This window comes from Nocardia sp. NPDC051832, assembly GCF_040681285.1.
Taxonomy (GTDB): domain Bacteria; phylum Actinomycetota; class Actinomycetes; order Mycobacteriales; family Mycobacteriaceae; genus Nocardia.
In genome coordinates, this window is the sequence record NZ_JBFAYL010000002.1 from 984,988 (window position 1) to 1,008,897 (window position 23,910).

The following is a 23,910-nucleotide window of genomic DNA, read 5'->3' on the forward strand; positions in this document are numbered from 1 at the left end:
AGCGATCAGGGGAGATCGACGGGGTCGGCGCAGCTGGTGGGTGGGTCGACGAGGGTGCAATCGGCGGGCGGGCGGGTCGGTCGGTAGTGGAAGGGGACGCCGCCCTCGTTGACGATGGTGGCGTAGGTCGCGGCGGCCGGGGTGGGGACGCGGGTGAGGTCGCCGTTGCGGGCGTCGACGGAGTAGAGGCCGAATCGCGGTGTGTAGCTGCCCCATTCGTAGTTGTCGGTGAGGCTCCAGTAGTTGTAGCCGATGATGTTCATGCCGTCGTCGGCGGCGCGCTGGAGCCAGTAGACGGTGTCGCGAAGGTGGTCGCTGCGGGTGTAGCCCTCGCGGCGGGGGCTGTCGTTCTCAGTGGTGATGCCGTTCTCGACCACGAACAGCGGCTTGCCGGGGAAGAGGCGCGCGTAGCGGCGGAGGGCGAAGTAGATGCCTTCGGTGCGGACGGGGAGTTCCCAGAGGTCGGACGGGTCGCGTTTCGGGGGCTCGAAAGCGTAGTAGTAGTCGAAGCCGATGTAGTCGAGGCGGGGGCCGATGTCGGCGAGCAGGGAGCCGTTGATCTGGAGGTCGTTGCCCGCGACGTAACCGACGTTGCTGGTCACCATGGCGTCGGGGCGGCGGGCGTGGATGTGCTCGTAGATGGCGTTGTGGGCGGCGGCGACGCGCTTCTCCATGACCCGGCGGTCGGCGTCGCGCAGGTTCACCTCATGGCTGATGTAGGCGACAGGCTCATTGATGGTGACCCACAACGGATTTCGGTCCACGTAGCGGTCGACCACCTTGCGCATGTTGGCCAGCCAGTCGCGCACCATGTCCGGGTGATCCCAGCCGCCGCGGTCGTAGGCCCAGCCCGGGTACACCCAGTGGTCGAGGGTGAGCATCGGGCGCATACCCGCCTGAATGATCTTGTCGATGACCTTGTCGTAATAGCTGAACGCCGCGGCGTCCCACTCGTCGCGACCGTCCGGTTGCAGGCGCGCCCACTCGATTCCGATCCGGAACACCTGAACCCCGAGCCCGGCGGCGAGATCGATGTCGGCGGCATAGCGGTGATAGAAGTCGACGGCGTCGCCGTACTCGTCGAATTCGGGGTTCTGCTGGATGTAGCGCAGCCAGTTGCTGTCCGGCGCTTCGCCCTCGGATTGGAAGCCCGACACCGAGACGCCCCACAGGAATCCGGGCCCTAGCGTGCGCACCCCCGCCGCCGGCGCCGCGGCGGGCACCAGCAGCGCGACCATCGTGGCCGCGAGGGCAGCAGCGGCGCGCCGAGTCCGAGTGCGCATCCCCCGCGAAAGTAGCGGACTATTCGCCAGCCGGCCAGACGCGGGTCAGTGCCGGTACTCGCCCGCGCACACCGCCCGCCCCGGCGGTTCCGGCCCGGTGGCGTCCGGCAGGATGGTGCGCCGTGGAGCAATCGGTGGTTTCGGTCGATGTGGTGACACTCCGCTTCTGGGATACCGACAGCGGAGTCACCCTCGGCATCGCGCCGCGTGAACACGAGCCGTTCACCGGCGAACTCGCCCTCCCCGGCGTGCTGCTCGGCCGCGGCGAACGCCTCGCCGTAGCGGCCAGACGCGCCGTGCACACCAAGCTAGGCGTGCCGGAGGCGGCGATCGGCGCCGTCGGCCAGCTGGTCACCTTCGACGAACCCAACCGCGACCCCCGCGGCCCGACCCTCTCCATCGCCATGTGGGCGGTCGCCGGCGTGCACGAGGGCCCGGCGCAGTGGGCTCCGTTCGACGACCTGCCCCCGCTCGCCTTCGACCACAACGCCATCGTCGAAGTCGCCCGCACCCACCTCACCCGCCTGCTGTGGAAAGACCCGGCCTTCACCCGCGCCCTCACCGGCGCCGAATTCCCCGCCACCCGCGCCGTCGACCTCGCCACCACCCTCCTCGGCGTCCGCCCCGACCCCGCGAACCTCAACCGCACCCTGGCCGCCATCCCCGGCCTCACCCGCACCACCGAACGCCGCCGCACCAAACCCACCGGCCGCCCGGCCGCCGTCTGGGCCTTCGCTCCGGACTGACCCGCTCAGCGGCGGGGCGCGTACATAATGATCGCGACCCCGACCAGGCAGATCGACGCGCCCAGATAGTCCCAGCGGTCCGGGCGGAACTTGTCGACCACGATGCCCCAGGCGAGTGAACCTGCCACGAAGACACCGCCGTACGCCGCGAGAATGCGCCCGAAGTTCGGATCAGGCTGAAAGGTCGCGACAAACCCATAGGCCCCGAGCGCCACAACGCCCCCGGCGATCCACAAGACCCCCCGCTGTTCCCGCAACCCCTGCCACACCAGCCACGCGCCACCGATCTCGGCGAGTGCGGCCAACGCGAACAACAGCAACGAACGGGCGATCATCACCGCCCGAACCTACAACCCCGCACCCGATCACCGGCCCGCGCCATATCCCACACCGCCGCCCCCCACACAGCTTTCTCGATCAGGCGACAGCCGCGGTTGGTTCGACGGTGTAGACGGCGTACGGGCGGCGCAGGACCGGGTAGGAGACGTTGCGGACGGGGACACCCCCGGGTGTCTGCCCGGATTCGGTGCCGGCGTGTGCGTGGCCGTGCAGGGCGAGGTCGGCGCGGCCGTGGTCGATGGCGGTGGCGAGTTCGTGGCAGCCGAGGCCGGGATAGATGCGGATCGGCTCGCCGAGAAGGGTCTCGACGACGGGGGAGAAGTGCATCAGGGCGATCCGGATGTCGGTGTCGAGGGTGTCGAGCGATTGGCGCAGGATGTCCGCGTCGATCGGCCCGCGGAGCATCCGCTCCCGGTGTTCGGGGTTGGCGTTGTCCGGGTCGCCGGGGAGTCCGGGATAGCCGCCGCTGCCGCCCATGACCCCCGCGATGCCGACGCGGACGCCGGCCAGCTCCAGCGTCACGGTGTCGCCTTCGAGCATCCGGACGCCGTGCGCGGTGAGCATCGCCGCGATCCGATAGCCCTGTTTGCGATCGTGGTCGTGGTTACCGAGCACCCCGACCATCGGGATCGGGACCCGGTCCAGTTCGGCGCACAGCAGCTCCGCCTCCACCATCCGCCCGCCCTCGGTGAGGTCGCCCGCCAGTAGCAGCACGTCGGCGTGCTCGGCGAGCTGGAGAAACGCAGGCCGGAATTTCCCGGCGACGATCGGTCGCATATGCAGATCGGCGATGGCGGCAACACGTACGGTCACGGCCCCAGCCAGCCATAACCGCCGAAAGGTGTCAACATAATTCGCTCCTGATACCAACCCGGGATTCACCTATCGGTCGTTGGTCCTGCGCCGAGACTAAAGTGGTGATCTGGGCGGTTGCAGCGCCGGCCCGGAGGGCCTAGTCGCTTGCGACGCAGCATCCGGGGGTGTGGGGGGTGTCCCCCGCAGAATCCGGATAGGGTGTTGCGATCGAGGCGCGGAGAGGCGGTGGCATGGCTCAACACTTGGGCGAGGCGAATGTCGGGCAATCGGCATCGTCCCCGGAGTCGAACGGTGCCCCCACCCCGGCCGACATGCCCGGCGCCGCCAAACCGAGCGCCGCGAAGCCGCCCGTCCGCGAGCCGGGCGCCGCCGCGGCCGTGCCCACCTCGGCGTCTCGCCGCGTCCGCGCCCGCCTGGCCCGCCGGATGACCGGTCAGCGGGGCATCGCCGCGGTCAAGCCGGTGCTGGAGCCGCTGGCCTCGGTGCACCGCGAGCTGTATCCGAAGGCGAACCTGACGCTGTTGCAGCGCGCCTTCGACGTCGCCGACGAGCGGCACGCCCATCAGTTCCGCAAATCGGGCGATCCGTACATCACGCACCCGCTCGCGGTGGCCAATATTCTGGCCGAGCTCGGTATGGACACCACCACGCTGGTCGCGGCGCTGCTGCACGACACCGTGGAGGACACCGGCTACTCGCTGGAGCAGCTGACCAGCGAGTTCGGTCAAGAGGTCGCGCACCTGGTCGACGGCGTCACCAAGCTGGACAAGGTCAACCTGGGCGCCGCCGCCGAGGCCGAGACCATCCGCAAGATGATCATCGCGATGGCCCGCGACCCGCGCGTACTGGTCATCAAGGTCGCCGACCGCCTGCACAACATGCGCACCATGCGCTTCCTGCCGCCGGAGAAGCAGGCGAAGAAGGCCAAGGAAACCCTGGAAGTCATTGCGCCGCTGGCGCATAGACTCGGGATGGCCACGGTCAAGTGGGAGCTCGAGGACCTCGCGTTCGCGATCCTGCACCCGAAGAAGTACGACGAGATCGTGCGCCTGGTCGCCGACAGAGCGCCGTCCCGCGACACCTATCTCGCGAAGGTGCGCGCCGAGATCGTGAATACCCTTGCGGCATCCCGGATCACCGCGATCGTCGAGGGCCGCCCCAAGCACTACTGGTCGATCTACCAGAAGATGATCGTCAAGGGTAAAGACTTCGACGACATCCATGATCTGGTCGGTATCCGCATCCTCTGCGACGAGGTGCGCGACTGCTACGCCGCGGTCGGCGTGGTGCATTCGCTGTGGCAGCCGATGGCGGGCCGGTTCAAGGACTACATCGCCCAGCCCCGCTACGGCGTCTATCAGTCGCTGCACACCACCGTCGTCGGCCCCGACGGCAAGCCGCTGGAAGTGCAGATCCGCACCCAGGACATGCACCGCACCGCGGAATTCGGCATCGCCGCGCACTGGCGCTACAAGGAGACCCGCGGCAAGCACTCCAACGACTCGACCGAAGTCGACGACATGGCCTGGATGCGCCAGCTGCTGGACTGGCAGCGCGAGGCCGCCGACCCGGCCGAGTTCCTGGAGTCGCTGCGCTTCGACCTGAAGTCGCCGGAGATCTTCGTCTTCACCCCGAAGGGTGATGTGATCACGCTGCCGCAGAAGTCGACTCCGGTCGACTTCGCCTACGCCGTGCACACCGAGGTGGGGCACCGCTGCATCGGCGCGCGGGTGAACGGGCGGCTGGTCGCGCTGGAGCGCCAGCTCGAAAACGGCGAAGTGGTCGAGGTTTTCACCTCCAAGGCGCAGAACGCCGGACCGAGCCGGGACTGGCAGAACTTCGTCGTCTCCCCGCGCGCCAAGGCCAAGATCCGGCAGTGGTTCGCCAAGGAACGCCGTGAAGAGGCGCTGGAATCGGGCAAGGAGCAGATCTCCAAGGAGGTCCGCCGCGTCGGACTTCCGTTGCAGCGCTTGATGAGTGTGGACGCGATGACCGCGGTCGCGCACGAACTGCACTACACCGACATCTCCACCCTCTACACCGCGGTCGGCGAGCATCAGGTCTCCGCGCACCACGTGGTGCAGCGGCTGATGGCCCAGCTCGGCGGCATCGGCGACGTGGAGAACGAACTCGCCGAACGTTCCACACCCTCGACCACCCCGAGCCGGCAGCGCGTCACCGGCGACGCGGGCGTGCTCGTCCCGGGCGCTACGGGCACCGTGGCCAAGCTGGCCAAGTGCTGCACCCCGGTGCCGGGCGACGAGATCATGGGCTTCGTGACCCGCGGCGGCGCGGTCAGCGTGCACCGCACCGACTGCACCAACGCGGGATCGCTGCGCGAGCAGTCCGAGCGCATCATCGACGTGGAGTGGGCGCCCTCGCCATCCTCGGTGTTCCTGGTGGCCATCCAGATCGAGGCCCTCGATCGCACTCGCCTGCTCTCGGATGTGACCAAGGTGCTGGCCGACGAGAAGGTCAACATCCTGTCCGCCTCGGTCGCCACGCACGGCGACCGGGTCGCGATCAGCAAGTTCACCTTCGAGATGGGCGATCCGAAACATTTGGGGCACTTGCTCAATGTGGTGCGCAATGTGGAAGGCGTCTACGACGTCTACCGGGTGACCTCCGCAACGTAACCCTGGGTAACGACCGCGTGTCGGGTGCGTGAATTCGTTGCGTTGTGGGTAGATTTCCACTCACAAGCGAACCATGGCGACGTCAGTTGTCCGGCAGCACACCGGATTCCAGGCCCGCGCACACTTCGCCGGAGGGTTGCGGCACCGATCGCGAGATCGGAAATCCGTCGAATACATTCCGGCGCCGCGCCGTCCTGTGTTCAGCATCTCTTCCATATGGGTGGAAACTTTCCGCGATGGCGGCAGTGATAGCCGGAATCTGTTACCGTCGAATGCGTTTGAGGGCGTCAAGATTCACCTGTGGCAATACGGATTGATTGCGAATCGCTATGGCCAATTACCCGGCAAGAATCGCGGGGGTGCTCAGTGCACTCACCGTTGCTGTGGCATTCGCGATTACCGGTCCGGTTGCCGCCCAGCCCGCCCCCTCGACCAGCCTGTCGATAGATAGCTGTCCGGCCTTGTACGCGTTGGGAATTCAGGGCACGGGGCAGTCCTCCCCGGATGCCGCGCCGAGCACCGACACCGGCATGCTGTCCACGGTTTTCCGCCCGATGCTGGCCAAAGCCCCCGACGCCGGACTGGTCGATCGCGCCTATGTCCCTTACGAATCCAGCTTCGGCGGCTTCACCAACGGCGGCACCACGCCCTACGCGCAATCGGTGTCCGAGGGTCTGACCAGGCTCCGGTCGATGGCGCAGGCGGTGGCCGAGCGCTGCCCCGACACCAGGCTGGCGGTCGTCGGGTACTCCCAGGGCGCGCACGTGGCCTCGTTGTTCGCCCAGGAGGTCGGGCAGAGCAAGGGCGTCGTCCCGCCCGACAAGATCGCTGCCGTAGCGCTTTTCGGCGATCCCACCCGCAACTCCGGCGCCCCGCTGTTCCCGGGCTCGCCGGGCAAGACCAACCCGGACGCCGCCCCCGGCACCGACGGCGCCGAAGTCGCCACGATCGCCGCCCTGAACCAGACCCCGGCGTCCGGCGGCGGTATCGCCCCGGAACGGGACACCGCGAAGAATTTCGCGGCCCTCACCGGCCGCGTCGCGAGTTTCTGCACGGCGGGCGATCTTTCGTGCGATGCCCCCGAGGGCGCGCCGATCCTGCGGGCCGTGGCCAATATCGCGGGCCAGGCCCAGGTCAGCGGCGGCGACCCGATCGCCTCGCTGGTCTCGGTCGCGCAGGCGCTGGCCTACACCTCGATCAAGACCGTCACCAAGGTGGTCAACGAGGACATCTCCGGCAGCTCGCTGTCGAATCTGTCCATCTCGCCGAAGAAGTCGATCTCCGAGCGCCTCGCCGACGCCTCCGACCCGCGCACCCCGATCGACATCAACGGCGCCTTCCAGGCCCTGCTGAAGGTCGGCATGATCGGGCTCAACGCGGTCGTCACCGTGGTGAAGGCGGTCATCAATCCGGCTACCATCGCCGAACTCGCCACCGCCGGCCTGGCCAACCCGGTCGCCGGGCTGGCCCTGCTCGGGGTCAAACTGCTCGGCGCGATTCCGGAACTGATTCCGCCGACCACCATCTCGCGGCTGGTCAACCAGGCCTTCACCGCGGTCGTCCAGAACATCACCGACAACAGCGAACTGCTCAATGTCACCACCTGGGTGAAATATTGGGAGACGGTTCAGCGGCACGGCGCCTACGACTCCGCGGCGGTCACCGCCAGCGGCGACGCGCCGGTCCGCTTCGTGGCCGACTGGTTCGCCGCGCTGGCCCGTGATCTGGACGAAAAGCTGGGCAGCGGCGCCGCGCCGCAGCCGGTGAGTACCACGCCGAAGCCCCGATTATCGGTACCCGCTACCGGCGCGTCGACTACGCCGAACCCATCGAGTGCGGGAGAATTTCCGTTTGGGAACGGAGCCAATCGCGCCCCATCCAGCGGCGCGTCGGTTACGTCCACCGCGGTACCCGGCACCCCCAGAGTTGGTAACCCGTCCTTGACGAACTGATTGCCGAGAGGTCCGAACCGATGCGACACCAGTTGCCCGGCGCCGCGGGAAGGGGGGAATGTTGAAGTCGTACAAAGAACTGTCACGGTGGTTCCCCGCCCTGGAACCGGAGACCGGCACGCAAGCGCCCGCGTCGGTGCGCGAGGACGAGTTCCGCGCCGACGACGACGGCCCGGCCCAGTACCCGCACTACATCCGCGAACCCGACCCCGACGACCCCGAGGTGGCGCGCGCCCGCGCCGAGGTCCCCACGGATCTGGCCTCGCGCCGCAGCGAATTCACCGGCGGCTGGTCGGATTGGGTCGGCGGTGACGCGCCGAGCGCGGCCGAGGACTACGACCGCGACGCCGATCTGGTCCGCTTCCCCTGGCCCGATGACGACTACGACGTGGACGAGGACGAGGAGCCCGCTCCGGTCCGCGCGCGCAAGCGGCGCGGCCGCGGCCAGGTGCTGGCCGTGCTCGTGGTCGCGGTGCTGCTGCTGGCGCTCGCGGGCGTGGGCGCGGTGTGGTTGCTGAAGTCCGCGGGCGGCAACAACAGTGCCGGCGCGCCGCGCGAGTCCCTGCAATTCACCGCGGGCAGCGCGCAATCCGATCCGGCCGCCACCTGCCCGGTCGAGCGCACCGATCTCGTCGTGCGCAGCTCCGAACCCGGCGGCACCGGCTCCGGGCCGGACGCGATCCTGTCCTTCCAGTACGCCTACTACGTGGAACGCGACGCCGAACGCGCGGTGCAGGTGGTCGCCCCGGGCGCGTCCGTGTCCCCCGCCGAGGTGATCCAGAACGGCATCGAGACGATCCCGGCCGGCACCACGCACTGCGTGCGCGTCGTGACGCTGGGCGACAACAGGTATTCGGTGGAGATCACCGAGCAGCGGCCGGGCGGCGCACCGGCCACGTACAACAAGCAGACGGTCACCACCGCGGTGGTCGGCGGCCGCACCCTGATCACGGGCATCGCGGCCGGATGAAGGAGAGCTGAGAACGATGGGAGACGACTGGAGCCGCTGGCTCGACGACACACCCGAGGCGGGTGAGCCGGCGAGCAGCCCCGCGCGGGCTGGTCTTTTCGAGCGACCTGCAAGCAGTCGCTACGGTCGAGCTCCGGTGGTGCGGTTACGGCGGAACAAGCAGGGCGGCGGGGGCGCGGCAGGCACCGGGGAAGAGTCCGAGACACAGCGCTCACAGCGCCCGATCCTGGTGGTAGGCGGTTGCGGTGGTGCGGGGGTCACCACGACGGCGCTGGGTATCGCGGGCGAATTGGGCATGGCGGGCACGCCGACAGTGGCGGTGGACGCGACCACGGCGGGCAGCGATATCGCCCTGCGCGGCGCCGACGAGCACTTGCATCCGATCAGCTTGCAGTCCTGGCTGTACGGCCGCGGCAACGACGAACCGGCCCCGGTGAAGGAATGCCTGTCCCTGGCGACCTCGGGCATCGGACTGCTGTGGCGAGACGCGGCGCCGCTGCGCCGGCGTGCGACTTACCTCACGGTGGCGCGGGCCATCGACGACGCCGGGTTCACCGGGGTATACGACGGCGGCAGCGCGATTGCCGGGCGGCAGCTGCGTCCGCTCCTAGATGACTCCGATGTGGCTCTGGTGCTTGCCATTCCGGCTCGCGCCGACGCCGCGAACCGGCTGCGCGTCACCCTGGAATGGCTCGACGACCAGTACGGAGACGCTACCGAAGGACAGGGGGGCGGCATCGTGGGGGACACCACCATCGTTATCTCGCACCAGCTTCCGGGCGCGGAATCGCGCGTAGCCGATCATTTGCGTGAGCATCTCTCGGGCTGGGTCCGCGATATCCGCGAGATTCCCTACGATCCGCACCTGGCGCGCGGCGAACTGGTCCGGCACGCGGCGCTGGCGCCGGAGACCCGACGAGCCTATGGGCGGCTGCTGGCGGGGGTGGCATCATGACCGCCGCCATGTCGAAACTAGGTCTGCGCAAGCAAACTCCGCAGCCGGCGGGTGTCGTCGCCCCGCCGGAATCCCGTCGTGCTCCCGTCTGGGAGCGTCCCGTGCCCGGTATCGGCCGCGCGCCGCTGGTGTGGCTGCTGGGCGTGCACGGCGGCGCCGGGGCCACCACGCTGGCGCACGTGCTCGCGCCCGCCGCGGATGCCAGTCGCCGCTGGCCCGGCGTCTTCGAACGGGAATCCCCCTATGTCGTGCTGGTGGCCCGGGAAACCATCGCGGGCCTGACCCGCGCCCATGATCTGCTGCGCCAGCACCATTTCGGTTTCGGCGGTCCCTCGGAGGTGCTCGGATTGATCACCGTCGCCGCCAGACCGGGGCGGATGCCCGTGGAGATCCGCCGCTATCGCGACGTCGTCGGCTCGCTCGCCGGGCCGATGTGGCAGGTCCCGTGGTACGAGGAATGGACCCTCGTCGAAGCCGACGCCCTGCCGGTGTGGTCCCCGGGTGATCCGCTGCCCGAACGTAAACGCAAGATCGATCCGCTCGCGGAGGTACCGCTGGAGGTCCGCGAACTCGGTGCCGATATTGTCGCCACCGTTCGCGAAAAGATCGACGCCCGTACAGCTTTCGAGGAGGGGGAGGAGCCGTGAGGGCGGTCGCCGAACCTTCGGATTTCGAGAAAGGCACCCGATGAGCTCGTTACTCCTCGCCGTGCAGGACACGGTGCTGGCCCAAGTCGGTAACCCGACCCCCGAGGCGCCTCCGGGTTCGGAGAAGTTTCTGCAGCTGGTCAGCTATCTCACCTGGTTCGTGCTGCTCTCGGGCATCTGCGGAATCGTGTACGCGGGCGGCAAGTTCGCCTGGGAGAAGTGGACCGGCGGCGGTCTGGAATCGCCGAAGATGGTGGCCGGGGCCATGATCGGCGGTGTCATCGCGACCAGCGCGGGCACCATCATGAACGCGCTCATAGGCACCTGATGACGACGACTACCGTGACGCTGGCCTACAAGCAGTTGCCGTCGGAGGTCCTCGAACCGCTGATGCAACTGCTCAACTGGTTGCTGTGGTTCGTGCTCCTGATCTGCCTGGCCTGGATGATCTTCTCGGCGGGCCGGCTCTGGATCGCGTTCCGCAGCGATATGGCGATCAACGACGCCACCCACGGAGTGTTGATGAGCCTGATCGGAGCGACGGTCGCCAGTACGGCCTCGGGGATCGCATTGGCGTTCCTACCGACATGACAAAGACGCTGGGTGCGGCCGGCCTGATCGGCCTCGTGGTGCTCGCACTGGTGGCCGGCTGCGGCTCCGACCAGGACGCGGCGCCCGATATCGACGCCGGCCCGACCGGCGTTCGCTGGCAGGGCTACCACGGTGTGGCCCTGCCGCACACCGACCAGGGCCCGAAGTCGACCGCCGGCGGCGCCGCGACCGGTTTCGCGCAGGCACCGGCCGGGGCCGCGGTGGCCGCGATCACCCACACCGTGCGCATGTCGGTGGCCCCGGACAACCAGTGGGCGAAAGTCATCGCCGAGGAAGTCGTCCCCGGGCCTGCCCGCGACGAATGGTCGGTGAACCGCGTGCAGTTGTCCATCACCGGCCCGGCCGCACCCGAGTACGCGCCCCGCCTGCTCGGCTACAAGATCACCGGCTACACCCCGCAGAAAGCGGCGACCGACATCTATACCGAATACTCCGACGGCTCCCGGGCGGTGAACCACACCACCGTCGAATGGTTTCTCGACGACTGGCGGCTGCGCCTGCCCGACCCCGGTTCGACCACCCGGCCCATCGACGCGATCACCGAATTACCGGACGACATAGTCAAGTTGGAGGCACCGAAATGAACGCGAAGGAGAAGGAGCCCGCGTACCCGCGTGACCGGGTCTCCTTCGGCGCGGTCGCGTCCGCCGCGGTGCTGGCCCTCATCGTGATCGTCGGGGCCGTCATGTTCTTTACCCGGGATCAGAGCGGTTCGATCGAGGATCTGACGGCCGCGAATTCCGGCACCGGGCAGGGTTTCACCGATCCCGAGGTCGATATCTTCGGGCGGCGGGTGGACATTCCGAACAATTCCGCGGGTCAGCCGCTGCCGCAGGATCCGGGTCGGCAGCGCCGGCCCGCGGACCCGGATTGGCTGACCGGCGCGCCGATCGGTACCACGCAGCCGCAGGGCTGGCAGCGGGTGTACGGGGCCTCGGTGCCGTTCTCCACTTCCGACGGACCCACCCGGATCGAGGACGGTCTGGCCGTCGGCTACGCGCACACGCCGCAGGGTGCCGCGCTGGCCGCCGCGCAGATCACCTACCGGCTCAACGCGCGCCCGGCCGACCGGGATCTGTACGTCCGTCAGGTGCGGGTGTCCGCCCAGCAGATCGCCGCCTACGACAAGGCCTTGAACGAGAATCGCCTGCCGAAACAGCAGCCGGAGAAGGTGACGCGGTACTTCGTCGCCTCGGACGCGTTCAAGGTCGAGAACTACGCCGACGATCTCGCCATCCTGCAGCTGGCCACCCGCGGTGAGGTCGTCAACGGAAAACAGCTCTGGGTCGCGATGCGCCTGGTGATGGTGTGGGACGCGGGGGACTGGCGGCTCAAGCCCGCGACCTCGAGTGGTTCGCAGACCGAGATGATCGAGTCGCTGGCGGGATGGACCAAATGGTGACCCGCGGCCCCCGCGCCGGCGTGCGCCGGTCCCGGCTCACGCTGCTGGGCTTGGCGGCGACCGTCGCCGTGCTGGTGGCGGTGGGCGTGACCGTGTCGGCCCTGCGGGACAACGGGTCCGAGGGTGACCGGGTGCTGGCCACCAACGCCTCGTCCGGTCCGCTGCGGGAGACGACGGCCGCGGCTCCGGCCGGGTTCGCCGGTGCGGCGGTGGACGTCTTCGGTCGCCGCGTCGACCTCCCGAACAACCCCGCGGGTCAACCGCTGCCGCAGAACGCCGTGCGGCAGCGTGGGTCCGCCGACCAGGATTGGCTGACCGCGCCGCCGGCCGGCACTCGCGGCGAGGGCGGCTGGCAGCGCGTCTACGGCGTCTCGGTGCCGTTCTCCACCTCGGACGGCCCGGCGCGGGTCGAGGACGGGCTCGCCCTCGGCTACGGTCACACGCCGCAGGGCGCGATCGTGGCCGGCGCGCAGATCATGTATCGCGCGAACGCGCGCCCGGCGGACCGCAAGCTGCGGGAACGTCAGATGGCGCTGACCGCGCAGGAACAAGCGACCTACCAAGCCAAGCTCGCCGAAGGCGGTGTGCCGGAACAGCTTCCGGAATCCGCGGCGAAATGGCTGGTCGCCTCGGACGCCTTCCAGATCGAGAGTTATACGCCCGAACAGGCGACAATGCGCATCGCCACGCGGGCGCAGGCCGGCGAGGGCGGCGGCAACAGATGGATGGCAACACGTTTGGCAGTGGTGTGGATCGACGGTGATTGGCGATTGAAGTCGGTACCTGGTCCGGACGGTAGACCGCAAACCGAAACCATTACGACGCTGACGGGGTGGACGCCATGGTGAAAAAGCTCCTCACAATCCTAGCGGTGATGTTCACCGTGATGGTCGCGACACCGACCGTGGCCTACGGTCAGACCTACGGTTTCGACCAGCAGTGCAACGAGATTCACGACACCCTCGACGGGGTCGGCATCCCGGGCACGCCCTCGCTCGGTGATCTCGCCTCGGCGGTGTGCAAGGGCGGCAACGCCACCACGCACCCCGGCGACGCGGCCGCGGCGGTGCGCGACAAGGCCTGGGACTCCACCTTCGGCAAGGTCGTCGACTCGCTGATGAACGGCCTCGGCGAGGCGCTGATCCTGGCGCTGACGTTCTGGATGAAAGTGCCGAACGAGGCCGCCAGCGACGGCGGTTCGCTCTTCACCAAGATCAACGATTACACCTATCAGATCCAGATCATGCTGCTGATAGCCTCGGTGATCATCTCCGGCGGCCGGTTGGCCGCGGCCCGGCGCGGCGGCGTCTCCGGTGAGGCCGAAGAGGGCTTCCGGATGTTCGCCCGGGTGGTGTTCTCCTCCTGGATGCTCGGCGCGATCATCGTCGCGGGCACCCAGGCCTCGGATCGGTTCTCCGAGTGGATCATCGAGGATTCGACCAACGGCAATGCCCGGGACTTGGCCGAGCTGATGGTGAAAACCTCGAAGCTGCAAGCATTCTCGCCGGGCTTGGTGTTGATCATCGCGATCGTCGGCTTGCTCGGCGCGCTCGCGCAGATCATTCTCGCCATCGTCCGGCAGGGTCTGCTGCTGGTCGCCGCCGGTGTGCTGCCGTTGGCGGCGGCGTCGTCCGGCATGGATATCGGTAAGAGCTCCTACCAGAAACTGGTCGGCTGGATCATCGCGTTCATGCTGTACAAACCGGTGGCCGCGATCGTCTACATGATCGCCTTCACGACCGCGGGCCACGTCGACGGGCTGACCTCCACCACCGGCCTGCCCGAAGGCGAAGAGGCGCAACGCATGCTGGTCGCGATCGTGCTGCTGTGCAGCGTCGCGTTCGTCCTGCCCGCGCTGATGCGCCTGGTCACCCCGGCCGTCGCGATCGTCGGCTCGGGTGGTTCCGGTTTGACCGCGGCGGGCGGCACCTTGGTCGCCGCGGCCGCGCTCGGCGCGATGGGCACCAAGGCGGTCGGCGTGAAAGGCACCGCGGCGGCGGGCTCTCCGGGTTACGTGAGCGGCAGCGGCACCGGCCCGCCGGGCGGCGCGGGCGGTCCGCGCGGCGGCGGTGGCCCACCCCGTCCGGTGCCACCGCCACGCCCCGGCGGCGGAGGCGGCCAAGCGGCCGGCGGCGGTGACGCTCCGCGCGCCTCTGGGCCTGCGGGCGCGACGCCCGTATCGTCCGGTGCGGCGCGTGCGGCGGGCCGGATCGGTGCGGCCCGGGCCGCGACGAGCGGGCTCAGCAATGCCGAACAAAGCATGGGTGATATGGCCGGTGACCGTTGGGCGAATCGTTCGCCCGACCTCGGGAGGAGCACCATTCCGCGATGACGATGACCGATACCTACGAGCGCCGCTCCTACGGGCTCTGGCAGAAGCCGCGCAGCGCGGGCCTTTTCGGCCTGCGCTGGGAGGAGACCGTGATCGGCTTCGTGGTCGTGATCACGGCGCTGATCACGGCCATGGTCGGCGGCTTCAAATGGGGTTTGATCGTCGGCGGTTTCGGCGTTCTGGTGATGGTGCCACTGGTGTGGCGAACCGGAGGGCGCTCCGGCTACGAGACGGGAATCATGATGTTCAACTGGATGCGCTCGCGTAAGCACGGCGAGCATGTGTACCGCGGCGGCCGGTTCTCCCGGATCCCCGGCGGCGTCACCCGGCTGCCGGGCCTGCTGGCGCCCTCCAAGTTGTACGAAGGCATCGACGCCGGCGGCTACAGCTTCGGGATGATCCACCTGCCCCAATTCGCCCAGTACACCGTGGTTCTGCGAGCCTGGCCGCAGGGCCACGAGGCCGTCGACCAGCCGGTGATCGATCGCTGGGTCTCGGCCTGGGGCACCTTCCTCGCCTCGGTCGGCCAGACCTCCGACATCGTGGCGGTGGTCCCGGTCATCGACACCGTGCCCGAGACCGGAAACCGTTTGCTCACCGAGGTTTCCACCATCACCCGCCCGGACGCACCGGAGCTGGCCCAGCAGGTGATGTACGAGCTGGCCACCGAACTGCCGCAGGAACGAGTGCAGCTGCTGCCGCGCGTGGCGATCACCTTCAAGGCCACCACCGCCGAGCGCCGCAAGAACCCGGCCGAGGAGGCCGTGGAGATCGGCCGCCGGTTGCCCGGCATCTGCGCGGCGCTGGCCGAAGCGGGCGTGCGCGCGCAGCCGATGTCGGCCGACGAGGTGATCGCCTTCATCCGCCGCAGCTACGACCCGGCCTCGCAGGCCGATCTCGAGGTCGCGGCGTCGGATCCCGAAGGGCACGGCCTGGATTGGGCCGACGCGGGCCCGGTCTCGCACGACGAGAAGTGGGACCACCTGATCCACGACGGCGGCCGCTCGGTCACCTGGGAGATGGACGCCGCCCCCGAGGGCGCGGTGGACGAGCGGGTGCTGCAACGGCTGCTCGCGCCGAATCCGGAGGTGCCGCGCAAGCGCATCGCCATTGTCTACCGGCCGCATTCGGCCGCCGACGCGGCCGAGATCGTCGACGACGACTTCAAGAACGCGCTGGTGGCCCAGCAGAGCGAACGCGGCGTCGTCTCGGCGGCGGCGACGCTGCGGGTGGGCGCCACCCAGCAGGCCCGTGAGGAGCAGGCCCGGGGTCACGGTGTGACCCGCTTCGGTGCGCTGGTGACCATCACCGAGCCGCTGCGCGGTGATCTGCCGCGCATCGAAGCCATCACGCGCGACCTGTCCACACAGGCGCGTTTGAAGATCCGGCGGTGTTACCGCTACCAGTCGGCGGCCTTCGCGGCTTCGCTCGGCTGCGGGGTGATTCTGCCGGAGCACGCGACCATTCCGAAGGCATTGGCGGGGTAGGCGATCCATGGACCACGACGACGATCTGCGCGGGCCGGGTAGCGACCCCGGCGGTTCGACCACGGCCGAGTCGACCACGTCCGGGCGCGACGAGGCTCCGGCCCGCCGCAAGCACCGCGACGACGAGTGGACGTTGTTGCCCGCCGGGGACCGGCCGGGCCAGGCCGAGCCGCCGCGGGTGCGGCAGCGCTCGGGCATCGAGGAGATGCCCGAGCGGCGACGTCCGGCCGACCCGGCACAGCCCGGCAGCGCCGGCGCGGAGCGTCGTCGGCCGGCGGAGCCGGCGCAGCCGAGCGGTTCCGGTCGTCGCCCGGCTGACCCGGCACAGCCGAGCGGTGCCGGTGCGGATCGTCGTCGCCCGGCGGAACCGGCACAGCCCGGCAGCGCCGGCGCGGAGCGTCGTCGTCCGGCCGACGAGCAGGCCGAGCGGGAGCGCCGTGCGCGCGAGGCCGCCGAGCGGCGGACACGGCCCGAAGGCGCCCGCCCGGAGCGGCAGCGCGCCGATCGCCCGCAGGCCGAGAAGTCCCGTGCGCCACGAAGTTCCGCGGGGCGGGTGGATACCGGCAAGCCGTCCCGGGACGCCGCGATGCCGCGCCCCCCGCGCGGCGAACGGGCCACGCGCGCGGAGCAGAACAGCCGCGCCGAGCAGGCCCGGCACGCCAAGAGCCGGGTGGAGCCGCAAGCCCGGAAGGACCGCAAGGGCCCGCGCTCGGAGAAGGTCGACTACGCCGCCGACCGCGCGATGGGCACCCCCTACCTGGACAAGGCCGCCCTGCGCGCGAAAGCCAAGGCGGACAAGCGCACCAAGCAGGGCCCGGCGCTGCTCGACGAGGTCACCCGCTCCCGGCTGGAAGCCCTCAGCCGCGAAGGCAACGGTCTGCGCGCCGCCTGGGCCGCCTTCCGGGTGCGCACCGACGACATGCGCCGCCGCAACTACGCCGCGCGCGCCGAGCAGGTCTACGTCGACGGATTCGACCGCAGCACGGCGCAACTCACCGACCGCGGCTTCGCGGGCGCGGGCGGCGGCCGGATGAACGTGGTCGGCCGCCCGGTGGAATATCGCGCCACCACCGCGCAGGTCGCGGGTCTGTGGCCGTGGTCGGTGGGCGCGGGCGCGCCGCTGATCGGCACCCCGCTTGGCTCGCACCTGCACACCGGCGCCCCGGTCTGCTTCGACCCGATGAACTGGTTCCTGCGCGGCAGCTTCATCACGGCGCCGAGCCTTTTCGTGCTCGGCCTCAACGGTTTCGGCAAGTCCTCGCTGGTGCGCCGGATCGTGCTCGGCGGCATCGCGCAGGGCATCACCCCGCTGATCCTGGCCGACGTGAAACCGGACTACCGCAAGATGGTGGAACTGGTCGGCGGCCAGGTCATCGACCTGGGTTACGGCCACGGCAAACTGAATCCGCTGGCCGCGGGCGTGCTCGGCTCGGTGGTGCCGCTGCTCGACGAGTTCCCGGCGCTGCAACTGCAAGTGCTGCAGGATCTCCGGGCCCGCCAGGTGACGCTGATCGCCGGTCTGGTCGAGCTGGTGCGCGGCGCGCGGGTGCGCGACTACGAGGAAACCCTGATCGCCACCGCGCTGCGCATCCTGTACCAGCCGGGCAGCGGTTACACCCCGGACCAGCCGCCGATAATGGAGAACCTGCTCGAGGTGATCGTCGCCGGCGGTGACGAACTCCGGCTCGACGCCGGCGCGGACGATGTCGACGAATACAACATCGCGATCAAGGGCCTGCGCCGTTCGCTGCGCGCGCTCACCCAGGGCCCGTTCGGCGCGATCTTCAACGGCCAGACCTCGGTGCCGATCGACACCAGCTCGGTCGCGGTCTGCATCGACGTCTCGCACATCCCGACCGGCGACAAGAAGCTCAAAGCCGCTGTGATGCTGGCCTGCTGGGCCGACGGGTTCGCCTCGGTCGAGGCCGCGCACGTGCTGTCGGACGCCGATCTCGGCCCGCAGCGCTACTTCCAGGTGGTCATGGACGAGCTGTGGCAGGTGCTCGGGCTCGGCGACTTCATGGTCGACCGCGTCGACGAGCTGACCCGTCTGCAGCGCGGCATCGCCACCTCGCTGATCATGATCAGTCACACCATCAAGGACTTGCAGGCCCTCGGGTCCGAAGCCGCCATCGCCAAGGCGCTGGGCTTCCTGGAACGCGCGCGCGCCAAGATCTTCGGCGCGCTACCGGGTGAAGAGGTCAAGCGGCTGGACAGCATCGTGCCGTTCACCTCCGCCGAAACCGAGATGGTGACCGGCTGGTCCGCGCCGCAGGCGCTGACCGGCGAGGCGCTCAAGCCCGGCCAGCAGCGGCCCTCGCCGCCCGGCACCGGCAAGTTCCTCATCAAGATCGGCGAAGACCGCCGGCCCGGTATTCCGTTCCATATGGAGTTCACCTTGTCCGAGCGGGAAAGCGGCATCCACGACACCAACTCGCGCTTCAGTGAGTTCACCGAATCCACCACGCGCGGAACGGATTCACCGGGGAGTGCGGCGTGAGAAGGACGCAGTTATGATGCCGCACAGGTCGTATCGGAGAGTGTCGCCGGAGGTGCGCAAAGCCGCCGTCGAGCAGGTCGTCGCGCTGACCGACAAACTCCGCAGCGAATCGGAAGCCTGCCGTGTGGTCGCCGAGCAGATCGGCGTCCACACCAACTCGGTGCGCAACTGGGTCCGCGCCGCCGAGGGGCCCGGCCTCGATCGCCTGGACGCGACCGCCCTGCGCCGCAAAGTAGCGCTCCTGCAACAACAATTGGCCGCCGCCGCGGAAATGAACCGCACCCTGGCCGACACCCTCAACGAAGCCCGCCGACAGTCGTGAATTGCGGCGCCTGCGGCACCGCGTGTTCGCGGCCCCTGATGTCTCGCGTCCGAGCGGCCGAGACTCGCGCCTGCGGCGCATGCGCTTCGGCCGCTCGGACGCGAGACGGCCGCGAACGGGTCGGTCGTAAGACTCCCTCCGGAGGGGGCTGGGTCGGGCACGGAGGGGGCCCCGAGTGAACGCAAAAGGCATTTTGTGGATGGCCCTGGGCATTGTGGTGGGGTTGATCGCCCTAGTGCTGGTGGTGGTGCTGCCCTCGGTCGAGGACCCGTGCGAGGGCTCGGCCGTGCTCGGCGCCTCACAGACCGCGCTGCCCCCGCTGGGCGGCTGGGCGCCCGGTGATCCGCGCGCCGCCGCGGCCACCTCGGTGGATCCCAGTGCGACACAGACTAATCCGACCGTGACGGGGACGCCGTCACTGGCCGCCGGGGTGGGTCCGCTGAATCGGACCCTGCCGCTGGCCGCGGGCACTTTCACGGTGTCCGACACCTTCGGCTCGCGCGGCGGCGATCACCGCGGCGTCGACATGGCGGCCACCGACGGTACTCCGATCTTTTCGGTGTCCGACGGCAAAGTCGTGGCGGCGGGCCCGGCTTCGGGCTTCGGCAACTGGATCGTGGTCGACTCCATCGACACCAACGGCCGCGGCTACTCCGCGGTCTACGGGCACATGTGGGACAACGGGGTGCTGGTGCGCGTCGGCGACACCGTGACCGCCGGACAGCAGATCGGCATGGTCGGCTCGGCGGGCGAATCCAGCGGCCCGCACCTGCATTTCGAGATCGTGCCCGGCGGCCGGTTCACCGGCGGCCGGCACATCGACCCGCTGCCCTGGCTGGACGGCGCGCCGACTCCGGATCTCGGTGGGGCGCAATGGTATTCGAACGATCCTCGGTGCAGTCGCGGTTTCGGCACCCAGGGCGGCGCGCTCGCCGACGGCAAGGTGCCCGAGGAACTCGAGATCTGGTATCGCCGCGCGGGTTCGCTGTGCCCGGAGGTCAGCCCGTCGCTGCTGGCCGCACAGGCCAAGCAGGAGTCCGGATTCCGGCGCGGCCTGACCTCGCCGGCCGGCGCGCAGGGTCTGGCGCAATTCCTGCCCGGCACCGCGGCCTCGGTCAATCCCGACGACGGGCAGCCCTACGTGATCGATGCCGACGGCAACGGCGTGGCCAGCGTGTGGGACGACGGTGACGCCATCATCGGCCAGGGCCGCTACATGTGCGCCATCGCCGGGAAGGTCAGCCAGTGGCTCGCCGAGGGGCGGGTGCAGGGCGATGTCACCGCGCTCACCCTGGCCGCCTACAACGCCGGTGAGGGCGCGGTGCTGGCCTCCGGCGGGATGCCGAATCAGTATGCGGCGCATATCTCCGAGACTCAGCCCTACGTCCGCAACATCCTCGCGATGGAGCCGCAGTACCGGTCGCCCGGTTCGCAAGGCCGCTTCACACCCGAGGAGGGCGCGGGCGGCCCGCAGATCGTGGAGGCCGCGCACGACTGGCTCGGCACGCCCTACGTCTGGGGCGCGGGCGGCCCGCAGGGGCCCAGCGGCGGCGGACTGGACGGTCCGGGACTCACCGCGGCGGCGGTGTTCGCGGCGTCGTCCGGAACCGTCACCCTGGCTCGTACCGTCGAACAACAGTGGGAGGCAGGCGCGGAAGTGTCGATGCGCAAGATCCAGCCCGGCGATCTGGTGTTCAGTTCGTTCGGCCCGCGCGGGCCCGCCGAGGTCGGCATCTATTCCGGCAACGGCACGATGATTCAGGCCGTGCCCGGCGCCGGTGGTTCCGGCAGTGTCACCGAGGTGCCGGTGCCCGGCGACGCGCGCGCCAGGAGGGTGCTGTGAAACACGCCGGGACGCGAGTTGGGCACGGACCCGCACAGCGCCGGTCCGGGCGGTTAGCCTGGAAGTACAGGAGTTTTGTGTCCGATTATCCGATTCGTTCATCGAAACTGGTGGTGGTGCTGGTGACGAGCGTGGCGGTGCTCGGCGCGGGCTGCGCGCGCGACAAGGACGACGGCGCGAATTCCGGTGCGTCCCAATCGGCCACGGCCACCACGCGGTTGCTCGAAAATGTCCCCGCGCCGGATCCGGTCACGCCCGACGGCGTCGCGGTCACGGCGTTGCGCGAGATCTTCACCTGGCGCCCGGCCACCGAAGCTCCGGGCGCTGCCCTGGAGCGGGCCCGGAAATGGCTGGGCCCCAGCCTGATCCGCGTACTCGACGCGCAACCGGCGCTGACCGGCGCGGCCTCCAGCACCGTGACCACGACGACGCGGGTGACGGGTCTGGGCCCCTTCGCGACCACGGTGGCGCCGACGACGACCGCCGAGCCGACGACCAGCACCGTCCCCGTCCCGATCGAAACCGCGCCGAAAGTGACGTTGCAGTGGGCGGACTGGGCGAAGGCGAAAGCCGTGGTCGAGGCCTTCACCTTCGCGTCCGGGGAGAAGCCGCCCGGCGGCGGCGCCCCGGACACCGAGCAGTACAAGATCGGCATCGAACAGACCGTGGTCTACCCGAACGGGCGCAAGGAAGCGCTGCCGCCGAGCACCGTGATCGCCACGGTGGTGCGCACGCCCGCGGGCTGGCGGCTCGACGCATACCGCTGACACACAAGAAGTTTCGGCACCCGGCGTCTTGGCAGAAAGGATCGAGGAGGCAGGACATGGCTAAAAAGAAGAAGGTGACCGACCCGGCGGCGGTCGGTCCCGATCCCGCCCTCATCCTCATCTACATCGGCCTGTCCCTGTTGGGCGTCTTGTGGGTGGCGTTGCATCTCGGCAACGCGCTCGCGGTGGTCCGGCAGGACATCCCGGTCAACCCGATCTCCATCGTGGTCGCACTGGTGCGCGGCGAGTTGACCTGGCCCAAGCCGGCCACGGTCATCGTGATCCTGGCGGCGGCGCTGGTGGTGATGTTCGTGCTGGTGCGTAAGCGGCTGGCCAAGCAGAAGACCGTGGGCAAGCTGCCCGTGGACGACAAGGCCGGGTACATGGGCAGCGGCGGCGCCATCGCGGCGCTCACCGAGGCCGGCGTGCGGGAGAAGGCCGAGCAGCTCGGCATGAAGCTGGGCTACAAGGACGCTCCCGGCGTGCCCATCGGCATCAGCGTCGCCGACGGCACCATGCTCTACGGCTCCTACGAGGATCTGCACCTCGACATCTGGGGACCGCGGCAGGGCAAGTCGACCTCCCGGGTGATCCCGGCGATCCTGTCCGCCATCGGGCCGGTCCTGAGTACCTCCAACAAACGCGACGTGGTCGACGCGACGCGGGATGTGCGCGAGGCGAAAGGCAGCCCCACCTTCGTCTTCGACCCGCAGGGCGTCGCGGACGAGGATCCCACCTGGTACTGGAATCCGCTGGACTGGGTAGACGCGCGCCGCGAAGGCTGCGAGATGCGGGCCCAGCGCCTGGCGGGCCATTTCGCCGACGCCGACAACGGTTCCGACGCCCCGGCCGCCGACCAGTTCTTCGACCTCGAGGCCGAGGATCTGCTGGCGGCGCTGTTCCTGGCCGCGGCCGTCGCCCGCCGGCCCATCGTGCAGGTCTGGGATTGGGTCACCAACCCCGGTGACACCGAACCCGTCGAGCTGCTGCGCGCCGCCAGCCACGACTACACCGCCTCCGGCCTGGCCATGCAGTACAACGCCGATCCCCGCACCCGCAGCGGCATCTTCGGCACCGCGAAGAAGATGATCCGCTGCCTGCAGCTGTCCAACGTGCACCCGTGGGTGCTGCCCGGCGGTGACCGCCGCCAGTTCGACGAGCTGGAGTTCGTGGAACGCAACGGCACCCTCTACAGCCTCTCGCTGGAAGGCCGCGGCTCGGCCGCCCCGCTGGTCAGCGCGCTCACCGAAGCGGTGGTCGACGTGGCCATGCGCAAAGCGTCGCGCTCGCCCGGCGGCCGGCTGCCCATTCCGTTGCTGGCGGTGCTCGACGAGGCCGCGAACGTGGTGCGCTGGAAGGACCTGCCCAAGCAGTACAGCCACTTCGGCTCGCGCGGGATCGTCGTGATGACGGTGCTGCAGTCCTGGGCGCAGGGTGCGCGCTGCTGGGGCGACGCGGGCATGCTCGCGCTCTGGTCGGCGGCCAACATCAAAGTGCTCGGCAGCGGCGTCGACGACATGAACTTCCTGCGGGACCGTTCCGAGGCCATCGGCGAGTACGAGTCGATCTCCTCCTCGGTCTCGGAATCCAAAGGCGGCAAGAGCTATTCGCGTTCGCTCGGCGCGTCGAAGACGTTCACCGTGCACGCGCTCACCACGCTGCCCAAGGGCCGCGCGATCGTGTTCACCTCCGGCCAGCCGGCCGTCCTGGTTCGCACGGTTCCGTGGTGGGAAGGCGACTACGCTAACGAGATCAAGGCGTCGATCGCACAGCACGATCCGACCCGCAAGACCACCATTTCCGATCTGATCGGCTCGCCCAAGCTGACCAAGAACGTTCCGCCCCAAGACTCCGGGCAAGTAGAGGAGGTTCGTCCGCTGTGACTGAACAGCAGCAACAACCGATGATCTACACCAACGTCGTGGAGTTCGTCGAGAACTACCTGAGCCTGGTCTATCGGCGTCAGGTCACCGACATCAGTGAGACGGTGTGGTGCCCGGAGTGGTGGAAGCACGCCGAGGCCGTGGCGCGGCTGGACGCGCTGTGGCGGGCCTGGGAGCACTACCGGCTCGAACCCAGTACCGGGCTGAGCATCTGGTTCCTGGACCACGCCGATCCGCACATGACCAAGCTGTTCGACCCGCGCGGGCCGTTCAAATACTGCAGCGTCCGCAACGGTCACAAGGACATGCTGAGTCCCCTACCCCTGAAGTCTCCGGCGCAGGGCATGTTCGGCGATCCCACGATCGGTGACTTCCGCATGTAATCCGCTGCCGCACACAGCAGAACGCCCGCTGCTCG

The 23,910-nt window shown here is 69.3% G+C and carries 22 protein-coding genes; 19 read left to right on the forward strand and 3 right to left on the reverse strand.

All coding sequences use genetic code 11. The features are described from left to right. Positions 1-5: 5 nt before the first annotated feature. Positions 6-1,283, reverse strand: coding sequence for a family 1 glycosylhydrolase (locus AB0M14_RS14470; protein ID WP_364994011.1), 1,278 nt, complete (start codon positions 1,281-1,283; stop codon positions 6-8). A gap of 122 nt (positions 1,284-1,405) precedes the next feature. Here AB0M14_RS14470 and AB0M14_RS14475 point away from each other — a divergent pair, with 122 nt between their 5' ends. Beyond that, the gene (locus AB0M14_RS14475) at positions 1,406-2,029 is read left to right on the forward strand and encodes an NUDIX hydrolase (protein WP_364994013.1); all 624 of its coding nucleotides are present in this window, start codon (positions 1,406-1,408) and stop codon (positions 2,027-2,029) included. A gap of 5 nt (positions 2,030-2,034) precedes the next feature. On the opposite strand, the gene AB0M14_RS14480 is transcribed toward AB0M14_RS14475, so the two are convergent. Both AB0M14_RS14480 and AB0M14_RS14485 read right to left on the reverse strand, forming a co-directional pair. Then, positions 2,035-2,364, reverse strand: a complete 330-nt coding sequence (locus tag AB0M14_RS14480) for a YnfA family protein (protein ID WP_364995785.1) — start codon at positions 2,362-2,364, stop codon at positions 2,035-2,037. Between the two features lie 82 nt (positions 2,365-2,446). Then, entirely contained in the window at positions 2,447-3,181 is a 735-nt protein-coding gene (locus tag AB0M14_RS14485) for a metallophosphoesterase (RefSeq protein ID WP_364994016.1), read from the reverse strand. A gap of 233 nt (positions 3,182-3,414) precedes the next feature. Here AB0M14_RS14485 and AB0M14_RS14490 point away from each other — a divergent pair, with 233 nt between their 5' ends. The 18 genes from AB0M14_RS14490 to AB0M14_RS14575 all read left to right on the forward strand — a co-directional run bounded on the left by AB0M14_RS14490 (position 3,415) and on the right by AB0M14_RS14575 (position 23,875). Then, on the forward strand, positions 3,415-5,820 hold the full coding sequence (locus tag AB0M14_RS14490; protein WP_364994019.1) for a RelA/SpoT family protein: 2,406 nt from the start codon (positions 3,415-3,417) through the stop codon (positions 5,818-5,820). A 359-nt stretch (positions 5,821-6,179) separates the two neighbouring features. Further along, the gene (locus AB0M14_RS14495) at positions 6,180-7,772 is read left to right on the forward strand and encodes a cutinase family protein (protein ID WP_364994021.1); all 1,593 of its coding nucleotides are present in this window, start codon (positions 6,180-6,182) and stop codon (positions 7,770-7,772) included. A gap of 58 nt (positions 7,773-7,830) precedes the next feature. Next, positions 7,831-8,742, forward strand: a complete 912-nt coding sequence (locus AB0M14_RS14500) for a hypothetical protein (RefSeq protein ID WP_364994023.1) — start codon at positions 7,831-7,833, stop codon at positions 8,740-8,742. 16 nt (positions 8,743-8,758) lie between these two features. Then, on the forward strand, positions 8,759-9,697 hold the full coding sequence (locus tag AB0M14_RS14505; RefSeq protein ID WP_364994025.1) for a hypothetical protein: 939 nt from the start codon (positions 8,759-8,761) through the stop codon (positions 9,695-9,697). Next, a complete protein-coding gene (locus AB0M14_RS14510; protein ID WP_364994026.1) occupies positions 9,694-10,344 on the forward strand; it encodes a hypothetical protein in 651 nt (216 codons plus the stop codon). The genes AB0M14_RS14505 and AB0M14_RS14510 overlap by 4 nt, the downstream gene beginning before the upstream one ends. Before the next feature lie 40 nt (positions 10,345-10,384). Then, positions 10,385-10,672 (forward strand): hypothetical protein, encoded by a 288-nt coding sequence (locus tag AB0M14_RS14515; RefSeq protein ID WP_364994029.1) that lies wholly within the window; start codon positions 10,385-10,387, stop codon positions 10,670-10,672. Next, positions 10,672-10,935 (forward strand): hypothetical protein, encoded by a 264-nt coding sequence (locus AB0M14_RS14520; protein ID WP_364994031.1) that lies wholly within the window; start codon positions 10,672-10,674, stop codon positions 10,933-10,935. The genes AB0M14_RS14515 and AB0M14_RS14520 overlap by 1 nt, the downstream gene beginning before the upstream one ends. Further along, on the forward strand, positions 10,932-11,540 hold the full coding sequence (locus tag AB0M14_RS14525; RefSeq protein WP_364994034.1) for a hypothetical protein: 609 nt from the start codon (positions 10,932-10,934) through the stop codon (positions 11,538-11,540). Before AB0M14_RS14520 ends, AB0M14_RS14525 begins: the two co-directional genes overlap by 4 nt. Further along, positions 11,537-12,358: a hypothetical protein gene (locus AB0M14_RS14530; RefSeq protein WP_364994037.1), complete on the forward strand. Its 822-nt coding sequence runs from the start codon at positions 11,537-11,539 to the stop codon at positions 12,356-12,358. Before AB0M14_RS14525 ends, AB0M14_RS14530 begins: the two co-directional genes overlap by 4 nt. After that, on the forward strand, positions 12,343-13,206 hold the full coding sequence (locus AB0M14_RS14535) for a hypothetical protein (RefSeq protein WP_364994039.1): 864 nt from the start codon (positions 12,343-12,345) through the stop codon (positions 13,204-13,206). The genes AB0M14_RS14530 and AB0M14_RS14535 overlap by 16 nt, the downstream gene beginning before the upstream one ends. 26 nt (positions 13,207-13,232) lie before the next feature. Beyond that, the gene (locus tag AB0M14_RS14540; RefSeq protein WP_364995788.1) at positions 13,233-14,690 is read left to right on the forward strand and encodes a hypothetical protein; all 1,458 of its coding nucleotides are present in this window, start codon (positions 13,233-13,235) and stop codon (positions 14,688-14,690) included. After that, positions 14,687-16,177: an SCO6880 family protein gene (locus AB0M14_RS14545; RefSeq protein WP_364994042.1), complete on the forward strand. Its 1,491-nt coding sequence runs from the start codon at positions 14,687-14,689 to the stop codon at positions 16,175-16,177. The genes AB0M14_RS14540 and AB0M14_RS14545 overlap by 4 nt, the downstream gene beginning before the upstream one ends. 7 nt (positions 16,178-16,184) lie before the next feature. Beyond that, on the forward strand, positions 16,185-18,677 hold the full coding sequence (locus AB0M14_RS14550) for a hypothetical protein (protein ID WP_364994044.1): 2,493 nt from the start codon (positions 16,185-16,187) through the stop codon (positions 18,675-18,677). Positions 18,678-18,690: 13 nt separating this feature from the next. Then, entirely contained in the window at positions 18,691-18,999 is a 309-nt protein-coding gene (locus tag AB0M14_RS14555) for a transposase (RefSeq protein ID WP_364994046.1), read from the forward strand. 199 nt (positions 19,000-19,198) lie between these two features. Further along, the gene (locus AB0M14_RS14560) at positions 19,199-20,842 is read left to right on the forward strand and encodes a peptidoglycan DD-metalloendopeptidase family protein (protein WP_364994048.1); all 1,644 of its coding nucleotides are present in this window, start codon (positions 19,199-19,201) and stop codon (positions 20,840-20,842) included. 77 nt (positions 20,843-20,919) lie between these two features. Continuing rightward, positions 20,920-21,609 carry a hypothetical protein gene (locus AB0M14_RS14565; protein WP_364994050.1) on the forward strand — a complete coding sequence of 230 codons (690 nt, stop codon included), beginning with the start codon at positions 20,920-20,922 and terminating at the stop codon, positions 21,607-21,609. A gap of 56 nt (positions 21,610-21,665) precedes the next feature. Next, entirely contained in the window at positions 21,666-23,492 is a 1,827-nt protein-coding gene (locus AB0M14_RS14570) for a TraM recognition domain-containing protein (RefSeq protein ID WP_364994052.1), read from the forward strand. Further along, positions 23,489-23,875, forward strand: coding sequence for a DUF4913 domain-containing protein (locus AB0M14_RS14575; protein ID WP_307869657.1), 387 nt, complete (start codon positions 23,489-23,491; stop codon positions 23,873-23,875). The genes AB0M14_RS14570 and AB0M14_RS14575 overlap by 4 nt, the downstream gene beginning before the upstream one ends. The last annotated feature ends 35 nt before the right edge of the window (positions 23,876-23,910 follow it).